This is a genomic window from Bordetella ansorpii (assembly GCF_900078315.1).
Taxonomy (GTDB): domain Bacteria; phylum Pseudomonadota; class Gammaproteobacteria; order Burkholderiales; family Burkholderiaceae_B; genus Bordetella; species Bordetella ansorpii.
Genome location: NZ_FKBS01000014.1, coordinates 757233 through 782868, shown reverse-complemented (window position 1 = coordinate 782868; position 25636 = coordinate 757233). Strand labels below are relative to the sequence as shown.

Annotated in this window: 26 protein-coding genes and 2 riboswitches; of the genes, 18 read left to right on the top strand and 8 right to left on the bottom strand. The window is 68.5% G+C overall.

The genetic code is table 11. The annotated features are described in order from the left end of the window. The first annotated feature begins 4 nt into the window (after positions 1–4). From A7W11_RS11275 to A7W11_RS11260, 4 genes are all read left to right on the top strand, one after another. Positions 5–976 (top strand): Bug family tripartite tricarboxylate transporter substrate binding protein, encoded by a 972-nt coding sequence (locus tag A7W11_RS11275; protein WP_066411834.1) that lies wholly within the window; start codon positions 5–7, stop codon positions 974–976. Between the two features lie 4 nt (positions 977–980). Then, a complete protein-coding gene (locus A7W11_RS11270) occupies positions 981–1445 on the top strand; it encodes a MaoC family dehydratase (protein ID WP_066411822.1) in 465 nt (154 codons plus the stop codon). A gap of 20 nt (positions 1446–1465) precedes the next feature. Continuing rightward, entirely contained in the window at positions 1466–2266 is an 801-nt protein-coding gene (locus A7W11_RS11265) for an enoyl-CoA hydratase/isomerase family protein (protein WP_066411819.1), read from the top strand. 72 nt (positions 2267–2338) lie between these two features. Beyond that, positions 2339–3112, top strand: a complete 774-nt coding sequence (locus A7W11_RS11260) for an SDR family NAD(P)-dependent oxidoreductase (RefSeq protein ID WP_066411817.1) — start codon at positions 2339–2341, stop codon at positions 3110–3112. Between the two features lie 34 nt (positions 3113–3146). Here the strand turns inward: A7W11_RS11260 and A7W11_RS11255 are convergent, their stop codons facing one another. Continuing rightward, positions 3147–3416, bottom strand: a complete 270-nt coding sequence (locus A7W11_RS11255; RefSeq protein ID WP_066411812.1) for a hypothetical protein — start codon at positions 3414–3416, stop codon at positions 3147–3149. Positions 3417–3591: 175 nt separating this feature from the next. On the opposite strand from A7W11_RS11255, the gene A7W11_RS11250 reads away from it, so the two are divergent. Then, positions 3592–4578 carry a Bug family tripartite tricarboxylate transporter substrate binding protein gene (locus A7W11_RS11250; RefSeq protein WP_066411806.1) on the top strand — a complete coding sequence of 329 codons (987 nt, stop codon included), beginning with the start codon at positions 3592–3594 and terminating at the stop codon, positions 4576–4578. 20 nt (positions 4579–4598) lie between these two features. On the opposite strand, the gene A7W11_RS11245 is transcribed toward A7W11_RS11250, so the two are convergent. Further along, the gene (locus tag A7W11_RS11245) at positions 4599–5504 is read right to left on the bottom strand and encodes an AraC family transcriptional regulator (RefSeq protein ID WP_066411804.1); all 906 of its coding nucleotides are present in this window, start codon (positions 5502–5504) and stop codon (positions 4599–4601) included. Between the two features lie 99 nt (positions 5505–5603). Here A7W11_RS11245 and A7W11_RS11240 point away from each other — a divergent pair, with 99 nt between their 5' ends. After that, positions 5604–6356 (top strand): SDR family oxidoreductase, encoded by a 753-nt coding sequence (locus A7W11_RS11240; protein WP_066411801.1) that lies wholly within the window; start codon positions 5604–5606, stop codon positions 6354–6356. A 9-nt stretch (positions 6357–6365) separates the two neighbouring features. Here the strand turns inward: A7W11_RS11240 and A7W11_RS11235 are convergent, their stop codons facing one another. Further along, entirely contained in the window at positions 6366–7271 is a 906-nt protein-coding gene (locus A7W11_RS11235) for a LysR family transcriptional regulator (RefSeq protein WP_066411798.1), read from the bottom strand. 112 nt (positions 7272–7383) lie between these two features. On the opposite strand from A7W11_RS11235, the gene aptA reads away from it, so the two are divergent. Both aptA and A7W11_RS11225 read left to right on the top strand, forming a co-directional pair. After that, complete coding sequence (gene aptA, locus A7W11_RS11230) at positions 7384–8727, top strand: omega-aminotransferase AptA (RefSeq protein WP_066411796.1); 1344 nt, start codon at positions 7384–7386, stop codon at positions 8725–8727. A gap of 81 nt (positions 8728–8808) precedes the next feature. After that, a riboswitch (glycine riboswitch) is annotated at positions 8809–8900 on the top strand. Positions 8901–8903: 3 nt separating this feature from the next. Then, positions 8904–8986: riboswitch (glycine riboswitch) on the top strand. A gap of 49 nt (positions 8987–9035) precedes the next feature. After that, the gene (locus tag A7W11_RS11225; RefSeq protein ID WP_066411795.1) at positions 9036–10268 is read left to right on the top strand and encodes a D-amino acid dehydrogenase; all 1233 of its coding nucleotides are present in this window, start codon (positions 9036–9038) and stop codon (positions 10266–10268) included. A 35-nt stretch (positions 10269–10303) separates the two neighbouring features. On the opposite strand, the gene A7W11_RS11220 is transcribed toward A7W11_RS11225, so the two are convergent. Continuing rightward, positions 10304–11026, bottom strand: a complete 723-nt coding sequence (locus A7W11_RS11220; RefSeq protein WP_235816846.1) for an IclR family transcriptional regulator — start codon at positions 11024–11026, stop codon at positions 10304–10306. Between the two features lie 100 nt (positions 11027–11126). Between A7W11_RS11220 and A7W11_RS11215 the strand changes: the two genes are divergently transcribed. The 10 genes from A7W11_RS11215 to A7W11_RS11170 all read left to right on the top strand — a co-directional run bounded on the left by A7W11_RS11215 (position 11127) and on the right by A7W11_RS11170 (position 20807). Continuing rightward, positions 11127–12098, top strand: a complete 972-nt coding sequence (locus A7W11_RS11215; protein ID WP_066411790.1) for a Bug family tripartite tricarboxylate transporter substrate binding protein — start codon at positions 11127–11129, stop codon at positions 12096–12098. A 26-nt stretch (positions 12099–12124) separates the two neighbouring features. Further along, positions 12125–13015, top strand: coding sequence for an amidohydrolase family protein (locus A7W11_RS11210; protein ID WP_066411788.1), 891 nt, complete (start codon positions 12125–12127; stop codon positions 13013–13015). Next, positions 13012–14007, top strand: coding sequence for a Bug family tripartite tricarboxylate transporter substrate binding protein (locus A7W11_RS11205; RefSeq protein ID WP_066411785.1), 996 nt, complete (start codon positions 13012–13014; stop codon positions 14005–14007). Before A7W11_RS11210 ends, A7W11_RS11205 begins: the two co-directional genes overlap by 4 nt. Positions 14008–14051: 44 nt before the next feature. Beyond that, positions 14052–14735: an RraA family protein gene (locus A7W11_RS11200; RefSeq protein ID WP_066411781.1), complete on the top strand. Its 684-nt coding sequence runs from the start codon at positions 14052–14054 to the stop codon at positions 14733–14735. Further along, positions 14732–15682 carry a hydroxyacid dehydrogenase gene (locus A7W11_RS11195; protein ID WP_066411778.1) on the top strand — a complete coding sequence of 317 codons (951 nt, stop codon included), beginning with the start codon at positions 14732–14734 and terminating at the stop codon, positions 15680–15682. The genes A7W11_RS11200 and A7W11_RS11195 overlap by 4 nt, the downstream gene beginning before the upstream one ends. Positions 15683–15694: 12 nt before the next feature. After that, entirely contained in the window at positions 15695–16765 is a 1071-nt protein-coding gene (locus A7W11_RS11190; protein ID WP_066411776.1) for a cyclase family protein, read from the top strand. 90 nt (positions 16766–16855) lie between these two features. After that, positions 16856–17818 (top strand): tripartite tricarboxylate transporter substrate binding protein, encoded by a 963-nt coding sequence (locus A7W11_RS11185; RefSeq protein WP_066411771.1) that lies wholly within the window; start codon positions 16856–16858, stop codon positions 17816–17818. A gap of 31 nt (positions 17819–17849) precedes the next feature. After that, a complete protein-coding gene (locus A7W11_RS11180; RefSeq protein ID WP_066411768.1) occupies positions 17850–18815 on the top strand; it encodes a tripartite tricarboxylate transporter substrate binding protein in 966 nt (321 codons plus the stop codon). A 29-nt stretch (positions 18816–18844) separates the two neighbouring features. After that, on the top strand, positions 18845–19834 hold the full coding sequence (locus tag A7W11_RS11175; RefSeq protein WP_066411764.1) for a Bug family tripartite tricarboxylate transporter substrate binding protein: 990 nt from the start codon (positions 18845–18847) through the stop codon (positions 19832–19834). 49 nt (positions 19835–19883) lie between these two features. Then, on the top strand, positions 19884–20807 hold the full coding sequence (locus A7W11_RS11170) for an SMP-30/gluconolactonase/LRE family protein (protein WP_066411761.1): 924 nt from the start codon (positions 19884–19886) through the stop codon (positions 20805–20807). Positions 20808–20955: 148 nt separating this feature from the next. Here the strand turns inward: A7W11_RS11170 and A7W11_RS11165 are convergent, their stop codons facing one another. The 4 genes from A7W11_RS11165 to A7W11_RS11150 all read right to left on the bottom strand — a co-directional run bounded on the left by A7W11_RS11165 (position 20956) and on the right by A7W11_RS11150 (position 25607). Further along, entirely contained in the window at positions 20956–21450 is a 495-nt protein-coding gene (locus A7W11_RS11165) for a GlcG/HbpS family heme-binding protein (RefSeq protein WP_066411760.1), read from the bottom strand. 88 nt (positions 21451–21538) lie between these two features. After that, a complete protein-coding gene (locus tag A7W11_RS11160) occupies positions 21539–22174 on the bottom strand; it encodes a response regulator transcription factor (protein WP_066411756.1) in 636 nt (211 codons plus the stop codon). Then, complete coding sequence (locus A7W11_RS11155) at positions 22171–23622, bottom strand: sensor histidine kinase (RefSeq protein WP_235816845.1); 1452 nt, start codon at positions 23620–23622, stop codon at positions 22171–22173. The genes A7W11_RS11160 and A7W11_RS11155 overlap by 4 nt, the downstream gene beginning before the upstream one ends. Positions 23623–23669: 47 nt before the next feature. Further along, a complete protein-coding gene (locus A7W11_RS11150) occupies positions 23670–25607 on the bottom strand; it encodes an LTA synthase family protein (RefSeq protein ID WP_066411750.1) in 1938 nt (645 codons plus the stop codon). Between the last annotated feature and the right edge of the window lie 29 nt (positions 25608–25636).

Here is a 25636-nt window from a genome sequence, read left to right as displayed (position 1 = left end):
AGCCATGCCGCGCCGTACCTTCATCCGCAGCATCCTGACGTTCGCCCTGGCGGCCTGCTGCGGCATTGCCGCCGCACAGCCCAAGCCCTCGTCCATCCGCTATGTCGTGCCGTATCCGGCCGGCGGCGCGGCCGACCAGATCACGCGCCTGGTGGCCAACGAGGCGAGCGCGATTCTGGGCACCCCCATCGTGGTGGAAAACAAGGCGGGCGCGGCGGGCATGATCGCCGCCGAGACCGTGCTGCAGGCGGCCCCCGACGGCAGCGTCTTCTTCGTCGGCGCCAACGCGCCCATGGTGATCAACCAGGCCATCTACCAGAACATGCCCTACGACCCCGCCGCCGACTTCATCCCCGTGGCCGGCATGGGCAAGTCGCCGCTGCTGCTGGTCACGCGCAAGGACCTGGGCGCCAAGACCGTGGCCGACGTGGTCGCCATAGGCAAGAAGGAAGCCGGCAAATTGACCATGGGCTCGGCCAGCAGCGGCAACATCACGCACCTGGCCGGCGAATACGCCACCAACCAGATGGGCTTCAAGGTCACGCACGTGCCCTATCCCGGCAGCGCGCCGGCCATCGTCAGCATGATGGGCGGCAACATCGACATCATGTTCGATGCCCTGCCCTCGTGCATGCAGCAGGCCCTGTCCGGACGCATCGTGCCCTTGATGATTCTGGACGATCAGCGCTTTCCGCAGTTGCCCGACATTCCCACCGCCAAGGAGCTGGGCTATCCGGGCCTGGAAGCCGCCGCCTGGTTCGGCGTGATGGCGCGCAAGGGTACGCCGCAGCCTGTCGTCGACGCGATGAACCAGGCCATCAACGCAGCCCTGAAGAAACCCGATCTGATCGAGAAGCTGCGCCGCATCGGCGCGCAACCCATGCCGGGCTCGCGGCAGGTGTTCGCGCAATTCATCGACCACGAGCGCAAGCAATGGATGCCCCTGGCCAAGTCGCTGGGCGTACGCGCGGATTGATGCCGTGGACAAACACAGTTTCGATTCGATCGCAGCCTTGCAGGCCTTCGTGGGCCAGCCCGCGGCGCAGGGCCAGCCCATTGTCATCGACCAAGACATGATCGATGCCTACGCCCGCATCGTGCACGACGAACAGTGGATCCACGTAGATGCCGACCGGGCGCGCACCGACTCGCCGTTCGGCACGACCATTGCGCACGGCCTGCTGACCCTGTCGCTGATCACGGGCTGGTATCACCAACTGTTCGCCTTTCCCAACCGCAAGCTGGCGCTGAACTACGGCTTCGACAAGGTGCGGTTTCCCGCGCCGGTGCCCAGCGGCTCGGCCGTGGTCGGCCGCTTCAGCCTGACGCGCGTCGATGCGCTGGCCGACAACGAAGCACGCTGCACCTGGCACGTGGACGTGTGCGTGCAGGGCGCTGAACGGCCGGTCATGGTGGCCCAGTGGCTGATGCAACTGCGCTACTGACCCATCCAACAGGAGCCTTCATGTCCGTTCTCGAACTGACCCGTCACGGCAGTTGCGCCGTACTGACCATGAATCGCCCGGCCGCCCGCAATGCGCTGGACATCGAGATGCGCCAGGCCTTCGACGCCGCGTTGCCCGTCGTGCGCGACGATGATGCCATCCGCGCCGTGGTGTTGACCGGCGCCGGCGGCCATTTCTGCGCGGGCGGCGACATCCGGGCCATCGCCGCGAGCCAGTCGAACGCCGACGTGTTCGAAGGGCGCGAACGCATCCGCAGCATCCACCGCTGGTTCGACGAACTGGTCGATCTGGAGAAACCCGTGATCGCCGCGGTGGACGGCGTGGCCTACGGCGCCGGGCTGTCGCTGGCGCTGGCGGCCGATTTCGTGCTGGCCTCGCCGCGCGCAACCTTCTGCGCGGTGTTCGCCCGATTGGGCTATGTGCCGGATATGGGCGGCATGTACCTGCTGCCCCGTTCCGTCGGCCTGGCGCGCGCCAAAGCACTGGCCTTCTCGGCGCGCGTGGTCGATGCGCAGGAAGCATTGGCCATCGGCATCGCACACGAACGGGTGGCCGAGGGATCCGTGCTGGACGCCGCGCTGGCGCTGGCCGCGCGTTTCGAACACGCGCCCATCGGCGCGCTGGGCATCGTCAAGTCGGTGATGAACCATGCCTTCGAATCCGATCGGCGCACGGTCTACATGCAGGAGGCAATGGCGCAGTCGCTCTGCCGCGAAAGCGCCTTCCACAAAGAGGCAGCACGGCGCTTCCTGGCCAAGGAGCCCGCGCTGTACGACTGGCCCAGGCGCCAGGGCGAATGACAAGCGCGGATCGACACGCACCTCGCACCACGCATTCCACATCGACAGGCCAAGCGCCACGAAGGAGACATCATGCAGGACACCGCCATGCTTGCCCACCGGCAGGTCATCGTCACCGGCGCGGGCCAGGGCATCGGCCGGGCACTGGCCACCGCCATCACCGAACTGGGCGGCCGCGTGGTCGCCGTGGATATGAATGACGACGCGTTGCACGCGCTGCAAGAGACGCTGGGCCGCGAGCACTGCGCCATCCTGGCGGGCAACGTGTCCGATCCCGAACTGGGCTCGCGTGCGGTCGAGGCCGGCGTCGCGGCTTTCGGTCACGTCAACGGCCTGGTCAACAATGCCGGCATCACGCGCACGGCCATGATAGACAAGATGTCCGCCGCCGACTGGCAGCAGGTCATCGACGTGCATCTGTCAGGGTCGTTCTATTTTCTGCAGGCGCTGGGCCGCCATCTGCTCGCCCGCGCCAAGTCCGGCCAGGACGGCTCGGGCGCCATCGTGAACATCTCGTCCGACGCGGGACGGCGCGGCACCATCGGCCAGATCAACTATGGCGCCGCCAAGGCCGGCGTGCTGGGCCTCACGATGTGCGCGGCGCGCGAATGGGCGCGCCATGGCATCCGCGTCAACACCGTGGGCTTCGGCGTGGTGGAAACGCCGATGACCGAGACCATCCGTGGCGAGAAATTTCGCGACACCTATTTGAGCCAGATTCCACTGGGCCGCTGGGGATCGGCCGACGAGGTCGTGCGGCCGATCTGCTTTCTGTTGTCCGACGCGGCCTCGTACGTCACTGGGCAACATCTGTCGGTCAACGGCGGCTACACCATCGGACTGTAGCACCCGTCAGCGCGCCGTTTTCTCGCGCAATGGCTCAACGCACGTGTTTCAACACCCGCGCCAGACGAGAAATGCCGCCCGTCCCGCTGGCGGCTCTTCCGATCAGTGCCGTACCGGCCATGGAAAACAGGGTGCGTCGCAGCAACGTGGTGCCACGCATGCCCGCGCGCATCAACAGCAGGCCCAGCCCCAGCACGACCAGATGCTCGCCGGGAAAATCCGGGCGCCGGGCATCGATACGCTTGAGACGCGCAAACGTGGAATCGGACGCAGCCGCCTGAACGTCAAAGAGGGAATTCCGCATGCGAACCTCGCGTCGTTGAAATCGATGGCAATGCTCAGCAAACCTCGTGCCACGAACCCTGGCCCGGGCGTGGCTCGATACCGAGTCACTATCGCACAGCGAATTTTTGCTATTGGACAGAGAGGAACACCGGCACATAGAGTCGTCCCACAACCAAAACATCGAGGAGACAATCATGCGCAAACAGCGCAGACATCTGCTATCCGCGGCCGTGGCCGGCGGCCTGCTGGCGCTATCGTGGGGCATCGTCCCTAAGGCCCTGGCCGACACCTTTCCCTCCCGGCCCATCCGCTTCGTGGTGCCCTTCGGCCCCGGCAGCGGCACCGACACGTCGGCGCGCTATTTCGCGCGCAAGCTGCAGGACCTGACGGGACAGGCCGTGGTCGTGGAGAACAAGCCCGGCGGCAACGGCTTCATCGCCGTCAACAACGTGCTGAGCGCCCCGGCCGACGGCTATACGGTCTTCATCGGCAGCAACTCCACGCTGGCCGTGAATGCCGCGCTGTTCAAGAAACTGCCCTACGATCCGCTGGCCGATTTCGCGCCATTGACCATGATGATGCGTTCGCCCGCCATGCTGGCCGTCAGCCCCAAGGCGCCGTACACCGACCTGAAAGGCCTGATCGCCTATGCGCGCGCCAACCCCGGCAAAGTGAACTTCGGCGCGGGCTCGGCGGGCTACCAGTTGATGGGCGAACTGCTGAACGACGCGGCGAAGATCAAGACCGTGCACGTGCCCTTCAAGGGCGCCAGCGAAGCCATCACCGCCGTCGCCTCGGACACGGTGGACTTCACCTTCGCCGAAGTGACGGCCGTGCAGGAACTGGCCAAGGATGGCCGCGTGAAGACGCTGGCCGTCGCCTCGGACAAGCGCGTATCCACCTCGCCCGACGTGCCCACCGCTTCCGAGGCCGGCGTGCCGGGCTTCGAAGCCTATACGTGGGTGGGCGCCATGATCAGTGCCCGGACGCCCAAGGCCGAGACGGACAAGCTGGCGGAACTCTTCACCACCATCTCGAAAATGGACGAGACTCGCGCGTTCTACCAACGCCTGGGCGCCACGCCCATGACGGGCGGTCCGGCGCAGATGCACGAGTTCCAGAAGAACGACATCGCGCTGTGGAAGCGCATCGTGCAGCAGGCGGGCGTGCCCCAGCAGTAACGGCCGGATGGCCGCGCCCTTCAGCCCGCTTGAGGGCGGCGCGCGAACACCCCCGGCGAGATCCCCACATGCCGCGTGAACGCCACCGTGAACGTACTGGCCGAGCTGTACCCCACCTGCGTGGCCACCAAGGCCACGCTGCTCTTGGTCCGCCGCAGCAGGCTCTTGGCCAGCGCCATGCGCCACGACAGCACGTATTCCATCGGCGCCAACCCGATGGCCTGCGTGAAGCGTTCGAAGAACGTCGAGCGTGACATCGCCGCCGCGCTGGCCAGCAAGGCCACCGTCCACGGCTGATCGGGCTTCTCGTGGAAATTGCGCAGCGCCACGGCCAGCCGCGCATCGGCCAGCCCGCGCAACAGGCCAGGCGACGTGATCGCCTCGCGCGAGGAACGCAGCGCCTCGATCAGCAGCACTTCCAGCAGGCGTTCCAGCACGACCTCGCGCGCGGCGCGCTGGCTGCGCGACTCGTCGATCACCAGTTGCACCAGCACGGACAGCCGCGTCTCGCCGCGCACCAGCACCATCTTGGGCAGCAGCGACACCAGCAACGCCGCATCGGGCGATTCGAGATGGCACATGCCGACCAGGATGCGCACGTCGGCGGGCGCGCGCGGATCGCCATGCCGGTATTCGCCATTGGGCAGCGTGATCGGCATGCCGTCGAGCTTGTCGTCGTCGGGCGGATCGAAGCTGGTCATCGTGAACTTCAGCGCCGAGGGGATCAGCACGAAGTCGTTGGCTTCGAGCACGAGGGGCTCCATGCCCTCAGGCATCAGGCGAGCGCGGCCCTCCAGCAGCACGAAGTAGGAAGGCATGCCGAATTCGATGCGGTTCAGACCCCAGCGCCCCGCCCCGCTGGCCACCTTGGAGTGCGCCATGCGCGGCTGCAGCAACGTCACGACTTCGGTCAGCGGGTCGGACATATCCGGACGATCTCAAAAGAAATATGGATTTTCTATTGTAGAAAATCCGGCCCCGCCTGCCTACAGTAGAGCACTCTTCCCCCGCAAAAGGCTACCCCCATGAATACCGTCCTCATCACCGGATGCTCGTCCGGCTTCGGCGTGGAAATCGCCCGCCATTTCCTGGACCAGGGTTGGAAAGTCATCGCCACCATGCGCACGCCGCGCGAAGACGTGCTGCCGGCATCCGACAGGCTGCGCATCCTGCCGCTGGACGTGACCAATGCGCAAAGCATCGAGCGCGCCATCCACGACGCCGGCCCCATCGACGTGCTGGTCAACAACGCCGGCATCGGCCTGCTCAGCATTTTCGAGGCCACGCCTGTCCAGGCGTACCGCGATATCTTCGAAACCAACACCATCGGCCTGATGGCCATGACCCGCGCCGTGCTGCCGCAATTCCGCGAACGCCGCGCCGGCGTCATCGTCAACGTGGCCTCGACCGTCACGTTGAAGGCCCTGCCGCTGCTGCCGGTGTACACGGCCAGCAAGGCGGCCGTCGTGTCGTTCACCGAATGCCTGGCGCTGGAACTGCAACCCTTGAACATCCGCGCCAAGGTGGTGCTGCCCGGCCTGGCCCCCGACACGCAGTTCGGCGCCAACGCCATGCCGCGCCTGACGCAGGATTTTCCCGAGGAGTACCAGCCCATGCTGGCGGGCGTGCTGTCGGGCTTCGAGAACTACTCGGGCCCCGTCACCCGCGCCTCGCAGGTGGCCGACGCCGTGTGGCAGGCCGCGACGGATCCGCAGGCGCCGTGGCGCATGCCGGCCGGCGACGACGCGGTGGAACTCTTCAACGCGCAGGCGAAGTAGGCACGGCGCTCACGTCGCCTGGAAGGCGTCCAGGAACCGGTCCACGATCAGGTTCTGGCGCCGCCCCTTGCGCGTGGCGATGGCCAGGGGCGTCGTGAACTGCATGCGCCGCGGCGCCAGCGCGGCCATCATGCCTTTCTCGACCCAGCCCGCGGCCATGTGATCGGGCAGGAAACCGATGTACTCGCCCGTCAGGATCAGGAAAGCAATGGCCTCGCGGTCGCTGGCGGTGGCCGCGCAGTCCAGCGCCTGATGCAGATCGACGGCCTCGGGGCTCATGCGATAGCCCGGCGCCACCGCGGGCGCCTGGCGCAAGGCCCGGGCGCCCGCCGAGGCCGCGTCGGCGAACAAAGGGTGATCCTTGCTGCAATACAGCCGCGACCGCTCCTCGTACAGCGGCTGGTACTGCAGGCCGGACAAGGTCGTGATCATCGGCACGGCCCCCACATGCAGGCGCCCATCGAGCAGCCCCCGTTCGATGTCGCCGGGCGTGCTCATGCTGATGTTGATGCGCACCCCCGCGCTTTGCCGGCGGATGGCGCGCAATGCGTGCGTCAGGCGCATTCTGGGCTGGGTCACCAGATTGTTCATCAAGCCGATGTTCAGATCGCCGCGCAGACTGTCGTGCAACTGGTTGACCTCGGCGCGGAAGCCCTCGACCGCCGCCAGCAGGGTTTCGCTGGCGCGCAGCACCTCGCGGCCCTGGTCGGTCAGCGCGAACCCGGCTCGGCCCCGTTGGCACAGGCGCATTCCCAAGCGCTTCTCCAGGTCGCTCATGTGCAGGCTGATGGCCGAGCGCGTGATGCCCAGCGCGCTTTCGGCGGCGGCAAAGCTGCCGACCCCGGCCACGGTCTTGAAGACACGCAGCAGGCGCAGTTCGAAGTCGGTGACCTGGGCGAGCGGCTTGGATTTCATGGGTGAGTAAAACAAAAAGTGAATATCAGAAGATTTGAATCTTACTCATCCGATTCCGTCGCCACAATGTCAGGAAATCCCCGCCACGGAACACTCAGTAGGACGCACCGACATGGACACCACGAATTCCGTATTACCTACCGCCGCCGGCCTGAACCTGAAGGCCCATTGGCTGCCCTTCACCGCCAACCGCAGCTTCCACAAAGACCCGCGGCTGATCGTCGGTGCGGACGGCGCCTACCTGATCGACCAGCATGGCCGCCGGATCTTCGACAGCCTGTCCGGCTTGTGGACCTGCGGCGCCGGCCACAACCGCGTGGAAATCCGCGATGCCGTTGCCCGGCAATTGGGCACGCTGGACTACGCGCCCGCCTTCCAGTTCAGCCATCCGGGATCGTTCCAGCTGGCCGAGCGGATCGCCGGGCTGATGCCCGATGGCCTGGACCATGTGTTCTTCACCAACTCCGGCTCCGAAGCCGCCGACACCTCGCTGAAGCTGGCCCGCGCCTACTGGCGCGTGAAAGGCCAGCCATCCAGGACCAAGCTGATCGGCCGCGCACGCGGCTATCACGGTGTCAACATGGGCGGCACCAGCCTGGGCGGCATCGGCGGCAACCGCAAGGCCTTCGGCCAGTTGATCGACGCCGATCACCTGCCCCACACGCTGCAGCCCGGTCTGGCCTTCACCCGAGGACAGGCCGAGACCGGTGGCGTGGAGCTTGCCAACGAACTGCTCAAGCTGATCGAGCTGCATGACGCGAGCAACATCGCCGCCGTCATCGTCGAACCCCTGGCCGGTTCCGCCGGCGTGATCGTGCCGCCCAAAGGCTATCTGGAACGCCTGCGCGAGATCACGCGGCAGCACGGCATCCTGCTGATCTTCGACGAGGTCATCACAGGCTTCGGCCGGCTGGGCAGCACCACCGGCTCAGCGCACTACGGCGTGACGCCCGACATCGCCAACTTCGCCAAGCAACTGACCAACGGCGCTGTACCGTTGGGCGCGGTGGTTGCCAGCCGCGAGATCTACGACACGTTCATGGGCCAGGACCTGCCCGAACATGCCGTCGAGTTCACGCATGGCTACACCTACTCCGCGCACCCCGTCGCCACGGCCGCCGGGCTGGCGTCGCTGGAACTGCTCGAACGGGACAACCTGATCCAGCAGGCCGCCGAACTGGCGCCCTACTTCGAGCAGGCCATCCACGGGCTGCGCCAGGCCAGGCACGTGGTCGACATCCGCAATGCCGGCCTGTCGGGCGCCATCCAGCTGGCGCCGCGTGACGGCGACCCCGCCATTCGTCCCTTCGAAGCGGGCCTGGCCCTGTGGAAAAAAGGCTTCTACGTGCGCTTCGGCGGCGACACGCTGCAGTTCGGGCCGCCCTTCAACACGGCACGCCCGGACCTGGACCGGCTGTTCGATGCCGTGGGCGACACGCTGAACACCGTGGCGTAACGCCGCAACAGGCGAGCACGGACGCCAGGCGTTTGTGCTTGCCTTTCTTCCCAGCCCCCAGCTATCCTGTGCCCGTCGAAGCAACGCCACGCAGAAGAGTCCGGCCCCACCAGGCCGGCGCCGACGGAGCAACCGCCCCGGAAACTCTCAGGCACCAGGACTGCGCAGGCTAGACGATCTGGAGAGTGGCGCCGTGCGCGCCCACCGAAGGGGATGCCGCGTACGCACGCGGTTGAAGCTCTCAGGTACCGAGACAGATGGGGTGCGATGGCCACATGGCCGTTGCCCTATCCTGTTCGAGGTCCATCATGGCCCACATTGCCGTATTGGGCGCCGGTATCACCGGCGTCACCACCGCCTATCTGCTCAACCAGGCCGGCCACGACGTCACCGTCGTCGAGCGGCGCGCCTATGCCGCCATGGAAACGTCTTACGCCAACGGCGGCCAACTGTCGGCCAGCAATGCCGAGGTCTGGAACCAGCCCGCCACGCTGTTGAAAGGCCTGCGCTGGATGTTCCAGCCGGATGCGCCCCTGCTGCTGAACCCCAGGCCCTCGTGGCACAAGTACAGCTGGCTTGCCGAATTCCTGTGGGCCATCCGCAAGTATCGCGACAACACCGTGCTGACCACGCAACTGGCCATCGAGGCGCGGCGCCATCTTTTCGCCATGGCCGAGCAGGAACGCGTGGACTTCGATCTGGAGAAACGCGGCATCCTGCACTTCTATCACGACCGCAAGAGCTTCGAGGCCGCGCGCAAGAGCAATGCCCTGCTGCAGCAAGGCGGCCTGGAACGCCACGAGGTCACCGCCGACGAGATCCGCCAGATCGAACCCTCGCTGACGGGACAGTACTTCGGCGGCTTCTACACGCAATCGGACGCCACCGGCGACATCCACAAGTTCACGCGCGGGCTGGCCCAGGCCACCGAACGCAAGGGCGCGCGCTTCCTGTATGGCCGCGAAGTGGAGGGACTGGATTTCGCGCAGGGCGGCGTGCGGATCGACATGTCCGCGCCGGAGTCCGGCGGCAAGGACCGCGAATCCCTGCAGGCCGATGCCATCGTCATCTGCGGCGGCGTAGGCAGCCGCGGGCTGGCCGCCCTGGCGGGGGACCGCGTCAACGTCTATCCCGTCAAGGGCTATTCGATCACCGTGCACCTGGACGACGAGGCCAGCGTGCAGGGCGCGCCCTGGACCAGCCTGCTCGACGAAAAGGCCAAGATCGTGACCTCGCGCCTGGGCCGCGACCGCTTCCGCGTGGCGGGCACGGCGGAATTCAACGGCGAAAACCGCGACATCCGCGCCGACCGCATCGAACCGCTGGTGCGCTGGACGCGCGCCAACTTCTCGATGAATACCTCGCGCGTCGTGCCCTGGGCAGGGCTGCGGCCGATGATGCCGGACATGATGCCGCGCGTGCGCCGCGGCAGGCGTGATGGCGTCTACTACAACACCGGCCACGGCCATCTGGGATGGACGTTGTCGGGCGTGACGGCGGCGAGGGTGGCGGACCTGATCCAGGCAGACATGCGGCACTGAGCCTTGCCCGCCCGCGCCCGCGAAGCGCGGGCGGATCAACCCGCCTGCCGCGCCCCCATCATGCCGCGCGACAGGCGGCTGGCCGCGGCCAGGATGGTCTCTTTGTGCGACAGCAACACCGCTTCGTTCAGGCGCGAAATAGGCCCTGAAATGCACATGGCGCCCATCAGCGTCCAGTTGATGCCGTACACCGGCGCCGAGATGCTGGACACCTCGGCATCGCGCTCGCCCAGCGACATCATGTAGCCCGCGCGCCGCACCGACTCGTACGGTTCGCCCGCCTCGCCGGAAAACGCCAGCAGCACACGCCCGGGACTGCCCAGATGCAAGGGCAACGCCGCGCCCACGCGCACGTGATGGCGGATGGAACGTGCGCCCTCCACACGCGCCACGCAGATGCGCTGGTTGCCTTCGCGCACGTAGAACGTGGCGCTTTCCCCGGTGCTGATCGACAGCTCGCGCAAGACGGGCTCGACGATGTCGTGCACGTTGAAGGTGGCCTGGTAACAGGCGCCCAGCCATCCCGCCGCTTTCGCCAGCCGCCACGTGCCGTCGGTGCGCTGCGCCAGGTAGTCGTCCATGGCCAGCGTGCGCGCCAGCCGCAGCACGGTGGAGCGATGGAAACCCGTGCGCCGGCTGAGCTCGGCCAGCGACAGCGCCGAGTCCTGGATGCCGAACGCCTCGAGGATGCGCATGGCGCGGCGGACCGCCACGACGCCCTCCTCAGCGGCTCCGCCTTTCTCTTCGATATCGTCCATATGCCGGAACATGTCTCGTTATACGAAACGGCATTGTATTGGACGGAACACGAGACCACAATGCGCCGACACACCAAAACAACACCCGGAGACAACAACCATGAAAGTCCTGCGCTATGCCGCCGCGGCGGCCGCCGCCTTCGCCCTGATGCTGCCCGGCTCGCCCGCCTGGGCCTATCCCGACAAGCCCATCCGCCTGATCGTGCCCTTCCCCCCGGGCGGCGGCACCGATGCCCTGGCCCGCCAGGTCGCCATCAAGATCGGCGCCGACACCGGCTGGAACATCGTGACGGAAAACCGCCCGGGCGCCGGCGGCAACCTCGGCGTGGACCTCGCGGCCAAGGCCGCGCCGGACGGCCACACGATCGTGCTGGGCCAGACCAGCAACCTGGCGATCAATCCCACGCTGTACCCCAAGCTGCCGTATGACCCCGAGCGCGACCTGACGCCGATCGGCCTGGTCGCCGACGCGCCGCTGGTGCTGGTGGTCAATGCCAACTCGCCCTTCAAGACGCTGGCCGACGTGGTGGCGGCGGCAAAAGCCAAACCCACGGAACTGGACTACGCCAGCTCGGGCAGCGGTACCGTGGCGCACCTGGCCACCGAACAGTTCCAGAAAGCGGCCGGCATCAAGCTGACCCACATCCCCTACAAGGGCGCGGCACAGGGCGCCAACGACCTGATCGGCGGGCAGATCGACATGTACATGTCGTCGGTGCCCACGCTGATCGGCCATATCCGCTCGGGCAGCATGCGCGCGCTGGCGGTGACGTCCGCGCAACGCACGAAGGACCTGCCCGACGTGCCGACCTTCGCCGAGTCCGGCTTCAAGGGCTTCGAGGCCGTGACGTGGTTCGGACTGGTCGGTCCCGCCAAGCTGCCGCCCGACGTCGTCGCCAAGTTGAACAAGGCATTGAACGACGCGCTGCAGTCGCCCGAGACGCAACGCCATTTCCAGGAACAAGGCGCGGCCGTGCGCAGCAGCACGCCCCAGGCCTACGGGCAACTGATCCACGACGAGCGCATCCGCTGGGGCGCCATCGTTCGCGAAGCCGGCGCCCGTATCGACTGACCCTCGTCCTCCCGCCCCGCTCGACCATGCCGCTCGCCTACACCACGGGCACCGCCACGCCGCGCACCCGCGTTCCAGCGCCCGCCTGCGATTGCCATCTGCACGTCTACGACAGCCGTTATCCGGCGGTTGCGGGCGCGGCGCTACTGCCGCCCGATGCCAGCGTGGCGCAATACCGCGCCCTGCAGCAACGCCTGGGCACGCGGCGCGCCGTGCTGGTCACGCCATCGACCTATGGCAACGACAACCGGCCGATGCTGGCTGCGCTGCAGCGGATGGGCGATGACGCGCGCGGCGTGGCCGTCATCGACGGCAGCGAAAGCGATGCGCAACTCGCGGCGCTGCACGCGGCTGGCGTGCGCGGCATCCGCCTGAACCTGTCGCTGGGCGTCACCAATACCCTCGATGACGCCGAGCGGCTGGCCGAGCGCATCGCGCCGCTGGGCTGGCACGTGCAGTTGCTGATGCCGCCCGACCTGCTGGCGCGGGCCGGTGAGCGCCTGGCGCGCCTGCCCGCGCCGCTGGTGTTCGACCACCTGGGGCGCATCCCCCCGCGCCAGGCTTTCCAACATCCCGCGCATGCCCTGCTGCTGGCGCTGCTTCGCGATGGTCGCGCGTGGATGAAGCTGTCGGGCGGGTACATCGTCAGCGAGACGGGCGATGCCAGCGATGCGCGCCTCGATCCGCTGGCACGCGGCTACATCGACGCCGCGCCCGGCCGCGTGGTGTGGGGCAGCGACTGGCCGCATGCCTCGGCCTCGGCGGGCCGTCATCCCATGCCCGACGACGCGGAACAACTCGACCGGCTGGCCCATTGGGCCGGCGACGCCGCCACGCTGCGGCGGATCCTGGTCACCAATCCAGAAAGGCTCTACGGCTTCACGCCGACGGGCCCCGACAACACGGAGACAATGTGAACGAACTGCACTCCCCTTCCCGCCGGCGCGCGCTGGCGGGCGCAAGCGCCCTGTGCCTGGCCGGCCTCACCGGCATTGTCCGCGCCGCCGACAGATGGCCCGGCGGCAAGCCCATCACCTGGGTCGTGCCGTATCCCCCCGGGGGCAGCACCGACGTGCTGGGCCGCGCCCTGGCGCAACAGCTCGATCCGCTGCTGGCCACCCGCGTCATCGTCGAGAACCGTCCCGGCGCCACCGGCACCATCGGCGCCTCCTACGTGTCGCGCGCCACGCCCGACGGCCTGACCCTGCTGGGCACCTCGATCGGTCCGCAGGCCATCGCGCCGCACATGATGGCCCGGCTGAACTACGACCCCGTCGAGAGCTTCGCCCCGGTCGTCACCATCGGCACCATTCCGCATGTGTTGGTGGTGAACGCGCGCCAGCCGTACCGCACGGTAAAGGACCTGGTCGCGGCCGCGAAGGCCAAACCCGATGGCCTGGCCTATGCCTCGGGCGGCACCGGCACCATCCTGCACATGCAGGGCGAACTGCTGCGCCAGCAAAGCGGCGCGCGCTTCCTGCACGTGCCCTACAAGGGCGACACCCCCGCCCTGCAAGACACGCTGGCCGGGCAGGTCGCCTTCATGTTCGCGCCCATCGCCGCGGCGCTGCCGCACATCCAGGCCGGCTCGCTGCGCGCGCTGGCCGTGACCTCGGCCAGGCGCCTGCCCGCCTTGCCCGACGCCCCCACCATGACCGAGGAAGGCTACGCCGACTTCGTCGTCGAGCAATGGCAGGCCGTGTTCGCCCCGGCCGCCACGCCCGCCGACGTCGTGGCCCGCCTGAACCAAAGCATCAACCAGGCGCTGAAGACGCCCGACGTGGCCGCGCTGGCCGACAAGCTGGGCATCACCGTCGCCGGCGGTTCGCCCCAAGACCTCGACGCCCTGCGCCGCGCCGACTACGCCAAGTGGGGCGACCTGATACGCAAAGCGGGCATCCAGCCCTGATCCCTTCCAGACAGCAACACCGCAACCCCGACCAGGAAACCAGCATGAGCCACTCCGACATCATCAAGAACTTCCCCCGCGTGCCCGCCGAGATCGTCGCCCGCGCCGCCGAACTGCAACCCGCCATCCTGGCCGACGTGGCCGGCCGCCGCGGCGCCCTTAGCGGCCGCATCCGTCCGCTGCATCCCGGCATGAAGCTGGCCGGCACGGCCTTCACGGTCGAAGTGCGCCCCGGCGACAACCTGATGATCCACGCCGCCATCTCGCTGGCGCAGCCCGGCGACGTGCTGGTCATCGACGGCAAGGGCGACCTGAGCTCGGCGCTGATGGGCACCATCATGATGACCGCCTGCCAGAAGCTCGGCCTGGCCGGCGTGGTCATGGACGGCGCGGCGCGCGACAGCATCGAGATCATCGAGATGAACTACCCGGTGTTCGCCGCCGGAACCAACCCCAACGGCCCCACCAAGAACGTGCCCGGCCGCATCGGCCATCCCGTCAGCGTGGGCGGCGTCACGGTGCAACCCGGCGACTTCATCATCGGCGACAACGATGGCGTGGTCGTGGTCGAACGCGAGAAGATCGAGGGCCTGCTGCCCGCCGCCGAGAAGAAGGTGCGCGACGAGGCCGCCCGCATCGAAGCCATCAAGGGCGGCGACACCGCCGCCAAGTGGCTGGCCGCCGCCCTGCGCACGGCCGGCGTGCTGAAGGAAGGAGAATCGCTGTGAGCCCAGCCGCTTCCTCCGGCCCCAGGCCGGTCATCCTCGTCACCGCCAACGACCTCGCGCCGCAGGCGCTGGCATTGCTACAGGATTTCGACGTCGTGTACGCGGGCAAGACGCCTTCCGAAGACGACATCGTGGCCCTGTGCCGCCAGCACGATCCGGTCGGCATCATCGTGCGCTACAGCAAGGTCGGGGAAGCCGCCATGCAGGCCGCGCCTTCGCTGCGCGTGATCTCCAAGCACGGCAGCGGTACGGACACCATCGACAGGACCGCCGCCGCGGCGCGCGGCATCGAAGTGCGCGCGGCGGTCGGCGTGAACGCGGGCGCGGTCGCCGAAGAGGCCCTGGCGCTGCTGCTGGCCTGCGCCAAGTCGGTCGTATCGCTGGACGCGCGCATGCGCGCCGGCCACTGGGACAAGTCCACGCACAAGAGCGTGGAGCTGGCCGGCAAGACGCTGGGCCTGGTCGGCCTGGGCGCCATCGGCCGCCGCATGGCGCGCATGGCGCAAGGCCTGGGCATGCGCGTGGTCGGCTTCGATCCCTATGCCAAGGATGCCGGCGACGGCGTCACGCTGGTGGACCTGGACGCGATCTGGCGCGAGTCGGACGCCATCTCGCTGCACTGCCCGCTGACGGCCGACAACCGCGGCATGGTCAACGCCCGCACGCTGGCCCTGTGCAAGCCCGGCGTGATCCTCGTCAACACCGCGCGCGGCGGCCTGATCGAAGAAGCCGACCTGCTGCAGGCCGTGCGCTCGGGCCAGGTCGGCTCGGCCGGGCTGGACAGCTTCGCCGTCGAACCCATGACGGCCGGCCACCCCTTCCAGCAGGAGCCGCGCATCCTGCTCAGCCCTCACATCGGCGGCGTGACGCCCGAAGCCTACATCGGCATGGGCGTGGGCGCCGCGCGCAACGTGCTGGACGTGCTGGGCATCGCCCACCCGGCCTGATGGAGCGACGACATGGCACAACGATGGAAACACGCGCCCGCCGGCGGCAACTGGGGCGAATTCGGCCCCGACGACCAACTGGGGCGCATGAATCTGGTGGATGGCGGCAAGACGCTGCAAGGCATCGCCGAGGTCACCGAGGGCCTGACGTTCTGCCTGTCGCTGCCCCTGGACGTGCCAGGCGGCATGGCGCTGAATCCGCGCCGGCTGCCGCCGCGCCGCTACGCCACGCTGCGCGACGGCAAGAGCGCGGGCGCGCAGGGCTTCTGCTGGTCGTACGCGGATGAAGATCCGGCGCTGACCGACGTGGTCTGCGACGACGTGCTGCTGATGAACACGCAGTACTCCACCCAGTGGGACAGCCTGGCGCACATGGGCAGCCGCTTCGACGCCGATGGCGACGGGCAGGCCGAGGCCGTGTTCTACAACGGCTATCGCGCCGGCGAGCACCTGCACGCCGCGCACGAAGACCCCGACGCGCCGGCGGACTGGGCGCGCTTTCCCGAACCGCGCGCCGACGCGCTGGGCATCGAGAACCTGGCCGAGCACGGCGTGCAGGGACGGGCCGTGATGATCGACCTGGAACACCATGTGGGGCGCAAGCGCCATGCCGTCGGCTACGCGGAACTGATGGCGATCATGGATGCCGATGGCGTCACGGTGGAACCCGGCGACATGGTGTGCCTGCACACCGGTTTCGGCGGCACGCTGATGGCCATGAAGCGCCAACCGGACGTGGCTCATCTGCACGCGACCGGCAGCGGTCTGGACGGCAACGACGCACGGCTGCTGTCATGGATCGTCGAGTCGAAGCTGGCCTGCCTGATCGCCGACAACCCCGCCGTTGAACTGGTGCAGCCGGTTCGCTTCGGCGGCATCGGCCAACCCCTGCGCGGACCGCGCCTGCCGCTGCACGAACACTGCCTGTTCAAGAACGGCATCCACCTGGGCGAACTGTGGTGGCTGACGCCGCTGGCGCGCTGGCTGCGCGCGCATCACCGCAGCCGCTTCCTGCTGACCGCCCCGCCCTTGCGGCTGCCGGGCGCCGTCGGTTCACCGGCGACGCCCATCGCCACCGTCTGACCAGGATTTCCCTCACGTCCTTTTTCTTCTGCCTCCGGACCCGGCGCAACGCCGAGGCCGGCAATACCTAGAACACACGGAGACAAACTCATGCACATCCTGCACAGGACCCTGGCCGCCCTTGCCCTGGCCACCGCCGCCGGCGCCGCCACAGCCGCTTTTCCCGAACGCCCCATCACCCTGGTGGTGCCTTACTCGGCCGGCGGCGCGGCCGACGCGCAATCGCGCCTGGTGGCCGCGAAGCTGGGCCAGCGCCTGGGCCAGCAGATCGTGGTCGAGAACAAGCCGGGGGCCAGCGGCACCATCGGCGCCGCCGCCGTGGCGCGCGCCAATGCCGATGGCTACACCTTGCTGTACGACGCCACCGCGCACGCGGTCAATCCCATCCTGTATCCCTCGCTGAGCTACGACAGCAAGCGTGACTTCCGCCCCCTGACACTGGTCAGCCTGACGCCCAATCTGCTGGTGGTGCCCGTCGACTCGCCCTACAGAACGGTGGCCGACCTGACCGCGGCGGCGCGCAAGCAGCCGGGCCACGTCAACTATGCCTCGCCCGGCAACGGCACCGCCCAGCACATCGCGGCGGCACTCTACGCGCAGCAGTCCGGCATCGAGATCACGCACATTCCCTACAAGGGCGGCGCGCCCGCGCTGACCGATCTGGTCGGCGGCCAGGTGGACATGATGTTCAGCAACATGGCCGCGTCGTATCCGCTGGTGAGGGCCAACAAGCTGCGCGCGCTGGCCACGACGTCACGCGCGCGCGTCGATGCCCTGCCCGACCTGCCGACCGTGGCGGAAACGGGGCTGAAGGGCTACGAGGTCTATGAATGGAACGGCATCTTCGCGCCGGCCGGCGTGCCCGATGCGATCGCCGGCCAGCTCGAACAGGCGCTGCGCGCGGCGATGCAGGATCCTTCGCTGCAGGCCAGCCTGAAGGAGCTGGGCGCGCAGCCGATCGGCTCGTCGGCCCAGGCGTTCGGCGCCTTCGTCGCCGACGAAATGCGCCGCGCCGAGACGGTGCTGGCCAACTCCGGCATCAAGCGCGACTGAAGGCCGCCCAGGACAAGGAAACACATCCATCATGAAAGCCCTTCTTCCCTCGCTGTGCGCGGCATGGCTCGCGGCCGCCGCGCCAGCCGCGCATGCCGACTACCCCGACCGTCCGATACGCATCATCGTCGGATTCTCTGCTGGCGGCCCGACCGATGTGGTGGCCCGAGCCTTCGCCGCCTACGCGGCCAAGTCGCTGGGGCAGGCCGTCGTGGTCGAGAACAAACCGGGCGCCAATACCATCCTGGCCGCCGAGGCCGTGGCCAAGGCCCCCGCCGACGGCTACACCCTGCTGATGGGCGCGACGAACCACACGATGATTCCGGCCCTGTACGGCGACCGAGTGAAATTCGATGCACGCGACTCGTTCGCCCCGGTATGCACCGTGGCCGTCAGCCCCACCGTGCTGGTGGTGGGGCCGTCGATGCCCACGGACACATTGGCGGCATTCCTCGCCAAACTGAAGGCCGAGCCCGGCAAGCGCACCTATGCCACCCCGGGCACCGGCAGCTCGGGCCACTTCGCCAGCGCGCAATTCCTGCGCCTGACCGGCACGTCGATGAACCACATTCCCTATAAGGGCGCCTCACAGGCCATCACGGACGTCATGGGCGGACAGGTCGACAGCTCGCTGGCCACGCTGGGCTCGGTGCTGCCGCAGTTGCAGTCCGGCAAGTTGAGGGCGCTGGCGGTCGCCGCGCCCGAGCGGCTGGCCGAACTGCCGCAGGTGCCCACCTTCGAGGAGGCCGGCGTGAAGCGATACCGCGCGGACGCCTGGTATGGCGTGCTGGCGCCCGCGGGAACGCCCGCGCCGGCGCTGGCCAGGCTGTCCCAGGTGGCCGCCGGCTTCGCGCGGGACAGCGCCGCCGCCCAGAGCCTGGAGGCGCTCGGCATGCAACCGCGCCCGGTCTGCGGCGCCGACTTCGGCCGGCAGTTGACACAGGAAATCACCGACTACCGCGCCCTGGCGCGCGCTCTTGATCTGCAGGCGCAATGAGCCTGACTATTCCAACAAAGGAGAGACACATGAAGAAGAATCCGACCGCATGCGGCGTGCCCCTGTTTGCCCAGGCCCTGGCCGCCACCCTGCTGCTGGCGGGCGCCGCCGCCGCCCATGCCGAATGGCCCGAGCGCGCCGTGCGCATCGTCGTGCCCTACGGCCCCGGCGGCGCGGTGGACGTGGCCACGCGCAAGATGGCGCAGAAGCTGGGCGAGCAGACCGGCCAGAGCTTCATCGTCGAGAACAAGCCCGGCGCCACCGGAACCATCGGCGCCAGCCAGGTGGCCCGCAGCGCCGCCGATGGCTACACGCTGATGGCCAACGACACCACCTACTCCCTGCTGCCGTTCATCTTCAAGAAGCTGCCGTTCGACCACGGGGCCGACCTGCAGCCCGTCTCGGCCTTCATCTTCGCGCCCATGGCGCTGGTGGTGAAAAGCGACGGCCCGTACAAGACGCTGGACGACCTGGTGGCCCGCGCCAAGGCGGCCCCCAGCACCGTTACCTACGGCTCGGGCGGCCCCGGCACCACGCCGCATTTCGCGGCGGAAGGGTTGGGCCAGGCCACGGGCGTCAAGTTCATGCACGTGCCCTTCAAGGGCGCCGCCGAGGCCACGCAGGCCGTGCTGGGCAACGTCGTGGACTTCCAGTTCGCCTCCACCACCGGCGTCATGGGCGCGGTCAAGGGCGGCAGCCTGCGCCTCTTGGCCATCAGCGGCAACCAGCGCCTGCCCGTGCTGAAGGACGTTCCCACCTTTGCCGAGGCTGGCGTGAAGGACTTCGGCGTGGTGAACTGGACGGGCCTGTGGGCGCCCAAGGGCACGCCGCCCGAGGTGCTGGCCCGCCTGCAAAAGGAAGTCGCCACCGCCATGAATGCCCCCGACATGAAGGAATTCGCCCAGAGCATGGGCGCCGACCCGCGCCAGGTCGACTCGGCCGGCTTCGCGCGCATCCTGCGCGACAGCTCCGCCATGTGGAAATCGGTCAGCGAGAAGACCGGTTTCGAGGCACGTTGAACCTCACGCGGCGCCGCCCCCACGGCGCGCCGCCACGACAAGGACCCGCATGTTCCTGCTCAATCCCCCCCAGGTCACGGAATTCTCCGTGTTCTCTGCCATGCCGGCGGCCTTGCGCCGCGCCCAGCCCAGCGCCTGGGCCGACGCCAATCGTGGCGGCGCCATCGCCGACTCGTTCCTGGAAGGACCGGTGTTCGACCGCGCCGGCAACCTGTACGTGACCGACATCCCGTGGGGCCGCATCTTCCGCGTCGGTCCCTCGGGAGAATGGACGCTGGTGGCCGAATACGACGGCGAGCCCAACGGCATGAAGTTCCTGGATGACCAGCGCCTGCTGATCACCGACTACAAGAACGGCCTGATGACGCTGGACGTCGCCACCGGCCAGGTGTCGCCCTACCTGCAACGCCGCAACAGCGAGCGCTTCAAGGGCGTGAACGATCTGGTCTTCGATGCCGAGGGCAATCTCTATTTCACCGACCAGGGCCAGACCGGCCTGCACGATCCCACCGGCCGCGTGTACCGCCTGCGCCCGAACGGCCAGCTCGATCAACTGCTGTCGAACGTGCCCAGCCCCAACGGCGTGGCGCTGTCGCCCGACGGCAAAGTGCTGTACGTGGCCGTGACGCGCGGCAACTGCGTATGGCGCGTGCCGCTGCTGCCGGATGGCAGCGTCAGCAAGGTCAGCCAGTTCTTCACGTCGTACGGGCCGAGCGGCCCCGACGGACTGGCGGTGGACGTGGCAGGCAACGTCATCGTCGCCAACCCCGGACTGGGCTATGTGTGGCTGCTGAATCCGCGGGCCGAGCCCATCCAGGTGTGGCGCAGCCCGACGGGCATGTCCACGACCAATATCGCATTCGGCGGAAAGGATGGCCGCACGCTGTATTGCACCGAATCGACCAGCGGGACGGTGCTGATGGCGCAGGCGCCGCATGCGGGGCTGAGGCCGCATCGCGGCGCCACGCGGTAGTCGCAGCCGCAGGGGGACGAGCGCTCGGCTTATTTCAGCAGGACCCGTCAAGACGCTTGTCCGAGGCCATGCGCGCATGAGCTCCCCTCCGCCTGCCGCACGACATGATCCGGCGCCCTTGCGATCGCCCGCGGGCAGGCGCCGCGGCTTACTTGAACCGCGCCGCGTTGTCCTGCAACGCCGTATCGGCGCACTGCGCATCCAGATGTCCACCCGGGGCCCCGGCCACCCCGAGCGCGCCGATCACGGTTTCGCCCGACTTGATCGGCACGCCGCCGCCCAGCAGCAGGAAGCCCGGCATGTCGGTCAGGTTGGCCGCGCCGGGATTCTTCTGGGCATTCTCCATGATCGCCAGCGTGGGCGCCTTGGCCGAGGCCGAGGTGTAGGCCTTCAGGCGGCTGCCATCCACCGTGTGCGGACCGGCGTTGTCCGAACGCGCGAAGGCCTTGAGCACGCCCGCGCGGTCGACCACGGCGGCGCTCACGTTGTAGCCCTTGGCCAGGCAGGCGGCGACGGCGGCGTCGGCCACGTGGCGGGCGTCCTCCAGCGAGACATTCTTTTCGGTCAGCACGGCGGCCTGGGTGGTGGCGCACATCGCAGCCGCCGCGCTCAGCGCGGCCAGGAACAGGGAGGGTTTGAGCATGGAAATCGTCCTTGTGGAAAGAGACTCCAGCTTAGGGACGCGTGCCGGATCGCGGTATTCGCCCGGCTACGCATCGGCCTCCGTAGCGCTACGGAGCCGGCGCCTCGCCGTCCAGCAGCAGCGCGTACTGGCGGATCAGTTGCGCCAGCGACGCGACCTCCAGCTTGACGAACACATTCGCGCGATAGGTCTCGACCGTGCGGGGCGACAGGTCGAACTCGCGCGCGATCTCCTTGTTGGCATGGCCTTGCGCCACGCGCCGCGCCACCTCCCGCTCACGGCCCGACAACCGTTCCAGGCGCGCCCGCGCGGCCTCGGTGACGGCGGCCCGCTCGCGGCCGGCGACATGCCCGCGCACGGCCGACTGCACCGCATCCAGGAACACGTCATCGTCCATCGGCTTCTGCAGGAACTCGATGGCGCCGCCCTTGAAGGCGCGGCGGCACAGGTCCACGTTGGCGTGCCCGGTCAGCATGATGACCGGCAGGTCGCTGCGCGCGGCCAGGCGCGCCAGCACGTCCAGGCCGCTGATGCCGGGCATGCGGATGTCCAGCACCACGCAGCCGATGGCGTGCGCGGGCAGCTCGTCCAGGAATGTCAGGGGATCCCCATAGCCGCTGCTGCGCAGGCCCACGCTGCGCAGCAGCAACGCCAGCGCCTCGCGCACGGCGTCGTCGTCATCGACCAGATAGACCACCGGGGTGTCGGTCGGCAAGGCATTCATGGCCGGGGCTCCAGCGGCAAGGTCAATGTGAAACAGGCGCCGCCTTCCGGCAGGTTGTCCGCGCGGACGTGGCCGTCCATGGAGCCGGCCAGGGTCTCGCACAAGGTCAGGCCCAGCCCCATGCCGCCGCTGCGCGTGGTGTAGAAAGGCTCGAACAGACGCGGCAGATCGTGGGCGGCGATGCCGGGACCGGTATCGCTGACGGTGAACCGGTACTGCCCGTCCGCCCTCTGCCCACGCAGCCGGATGCGGCGCGGCGCCCCGGCCTGGCCCGCCAGCGCGGCGACCGCGTTCTGCACCAGGTTGTGCAGGATCTGCTCCACCGCGATGGGATCACCGAGCGGCCTGGCGCCCGGCGCGGCATTGGTCCAGTCGAACGCGATGCCATGACGCTCCAGCTCAGGCTCGCACAGGAAAGCCAGGTTGCCGGCCAGGACATCCGGGGCCAGCGGCTGGCGCGCGGCGGCCGCCCCCGGGCCCACCAGCGCCCGCAGGCGCTCGATGATGTCGGCGGCGCGGCGGGCCTGCTGGGCGCTGGCATCGAGCGCCTGCCGCACCGCGGGCGTTTCGTCGGGATCGTCCAGCAGGCGTTGCGCGGCGCGGGTCTGGGCCAGGATGGCGGTCAGCGGCTGGTTCAGTTCATGCGCGATGCCGGCCGCCATTTCCCCCAGCGTGCTCAGGCGCGTCAGGGCCGTCATGCGGGCCTGCTCGGCCTGCCGGCGGGCATGGCGGCGGCTGGCCTGCCAAACCCGCGCGGCGCCGACCAGCAAGGCGCTGAAGACGGCCCACAGCATCCATCCCCGCCAGGGCCAGTCCGCGGGGCCGAGGCCGCGCTCGGCCTGCATCAGGAAAGGCTGGCTGGCCGCGCCCAGGGGTTTGGCGATGTTCAGCACCGGGCCATATGCCGGCACGCGGCCCCCCTCATCGGCACGCAGGGCCAACGCCTCGGCGCCCGGCTGCACCGCGAGGGTCAGGCGCCCGACGTCGGCGGCGATGTCCGATGCCGCAAGCAGGTCCTGCCCATCGACCAGCATGCTCCACGAAGACGCGGACACCAGCCAGTAGTGGCGGGAATCCAGCGGCAAGGCCACGGCATGCCCGCTGGCCGAGGCGCGGGCGATGGCGGCGTCCAGGTCGGCGGGCGGCGGTTGGCTGCCCTGCCAACCCTGCGGCGAGCGCCAGCCCAGCGCCACGATCTCGCCCAGCGCGGGCTGCAGGCTGGGCAGCAGGCGCTGGGGCATCGGCGGATGCGACAGCGCGGCCAGCGTGTCGAGCACGGCCTCGTGCTGCACGGCTTTCTGGCTGAGCATGCGATGGGCGATGCTGGCGCCCTGCAGGAAGCGGTCGCGCTGCGCCAGGTAATCCTGGCGGCCCAGCGCCGCGATGCCGGCCAGGCTCAGCAGCAGCCAAGCGCCCACGGTGCGCCAACGGAGGAAAGGGAGGGTCACGATGCCGCAATTATCGCAGCGGGCCCGCCGCGGCGGACTCCGTAGCGCTACGGAGCCACGGTCGGCATGGCGGCACGGCGTCGCGGCACCGCGCCATCACGCACGGCAGGCAAGCCATAACCGCGATCCCGATAGGTACGCTCGACCCACAGGACATGCGCCAGCGCCACCCTGGCCAGGCCGGCGTCCGGCTCCATCCTTTCGTAGCGGTCCGGACGCACGTATCGGAACTGGCTGGCGGGTTTGCGCGGTTCCAGCACGGTCAGGATGTCGTCCCGCAGATAGCCGTAGGAATCGCCGTACTGCATCATGGCCCGCCCGCCTGCCCGTGGATCGGTCAGGTCCTGGCCGATCATCGGATGCTGGCCATGGACGCCCAGCAACGACAGCAGCGTCACCGGCATGTCGATCTGGCTGACCAGCCGTTCGTCCTGCCGCACGGGCACCCCCGCTCCCAGGATCAGCGCGGGAATCTGGAAATGCTTCAGCGGGATATGGGCCGCACCGCCGACACGCGCGTCATGGTCGGCCGCCACCAGGAACACCGATTCATTCCAGTACGACGCCTGTTTCGCTCGGCCGAAGAATTCCCCCAGCGCCCAATCGGCGTAGCGCACGGTGTTCTCGACGGACGCCGGCTCGCCCACGGGTTCGATACGGCCTTGCGGATACTCCCAGGGCGAATGGTTGCTGACCGAGAAAGCGAGCACGAAGCAGGGCTGCTCGGCGCTGTCCTCGAGGATGCGATGCACCCGCGCGAACATGTCCTCGTCGCTGGCGCCCCAGGTGCCCACGAACGCCGGATCCTCGAAGGTCTTCAGGTCGTACAGTTCGTCGAAGCCGTTGCCCAGGAAGAAGCTCTTCATGTTGTCGAAGTGCGCCTCGCCGCCGTAGACGAAGCACGTCCGGTAACCCTGCCGCTTCAGGAACTGCGCCAGCGTGAAGAAATTCGACTGCGCATCGGGCAGCCGCAGCACGGCCTCGGACAGCGAAGGCGGAAAACCCGCGACCAGCGCCTCCAATCCGCGCACCGAGCGCGTGCCGGTGGCATAGGCATTGGTGAAGGCCCAGCCTTCCTGCATCAGCTTGTCCAGGCACGGCGTCAGGCCCCGCCCGCCCAGATGGCCCACGAACTGCGCGCCCAGGCTTTCCTCGACGATCATCACCAGGTTGCGCGGACGGGCCAGCCGCGACGCCGAGGCCTGCGGGTGCAACGTCGGTATCGCGGCATTGGCGGGGTCGGGCAGACCCGCCGACTGCCGCACGATGCGCTGCATCTCGTCTTCCGGCATCGAACCGTAAGCGTCGCTGCTGGACCGCTGGTTCTTCATGCTGTAGACGGCGTACAGCACGCTGTAGAGCGAATTCAGCGGCAGCGCATTCACCATCGCATCGCCGCAGAACGCGACGGTCGACGGATTGATGGGACGGTGCTTCAAGGTGCCACGGATGGCGAGGATGCCGCCAGCCAGCGCGGCCAGGGTCTGCAGGCCGCGCAACCACAACGGTTGCGGACCGGATGGCCACAGCGGCTGCCAGAACATGGCGTACCCCGCCCATGCCATCAGGCCCGTCACCACGACCACCGCCAGCACGGTGGAACGGTAGCCGCGCCACAGCATGGTGAAGACTTCCCGGGGATTGGTCAGGTAGACGACATACAGGCGGTTGGGCCGGGTGTCGTACTCGTCGATGAACTGCGGGGTGGACAGCTCCAGCAACACAATGGCCAGCCAGCCGATCAGCAACCAGATGCCGTTGATGGCCTGCGCCAGCGCCGACTGCCCCACCCACGGCGCCAGCGTCAGCGGCAGGATGGCGATCACGGCGATCATGTGGGCATCGATGCGCAGGCCGCCCAGCACGATGGCCGCCGGCCGGCCGCTGGCCTGCACCCTGGGCCTCTGCCATGCCATCAACGCGGCGCGCGAGGCGCTCAGCAGCAACAGGGTGGCGGCAATGAAAACGAGTGTCTGTGCGTACATGAGGCGCGGCGTGGCCGCCGCAGACTATT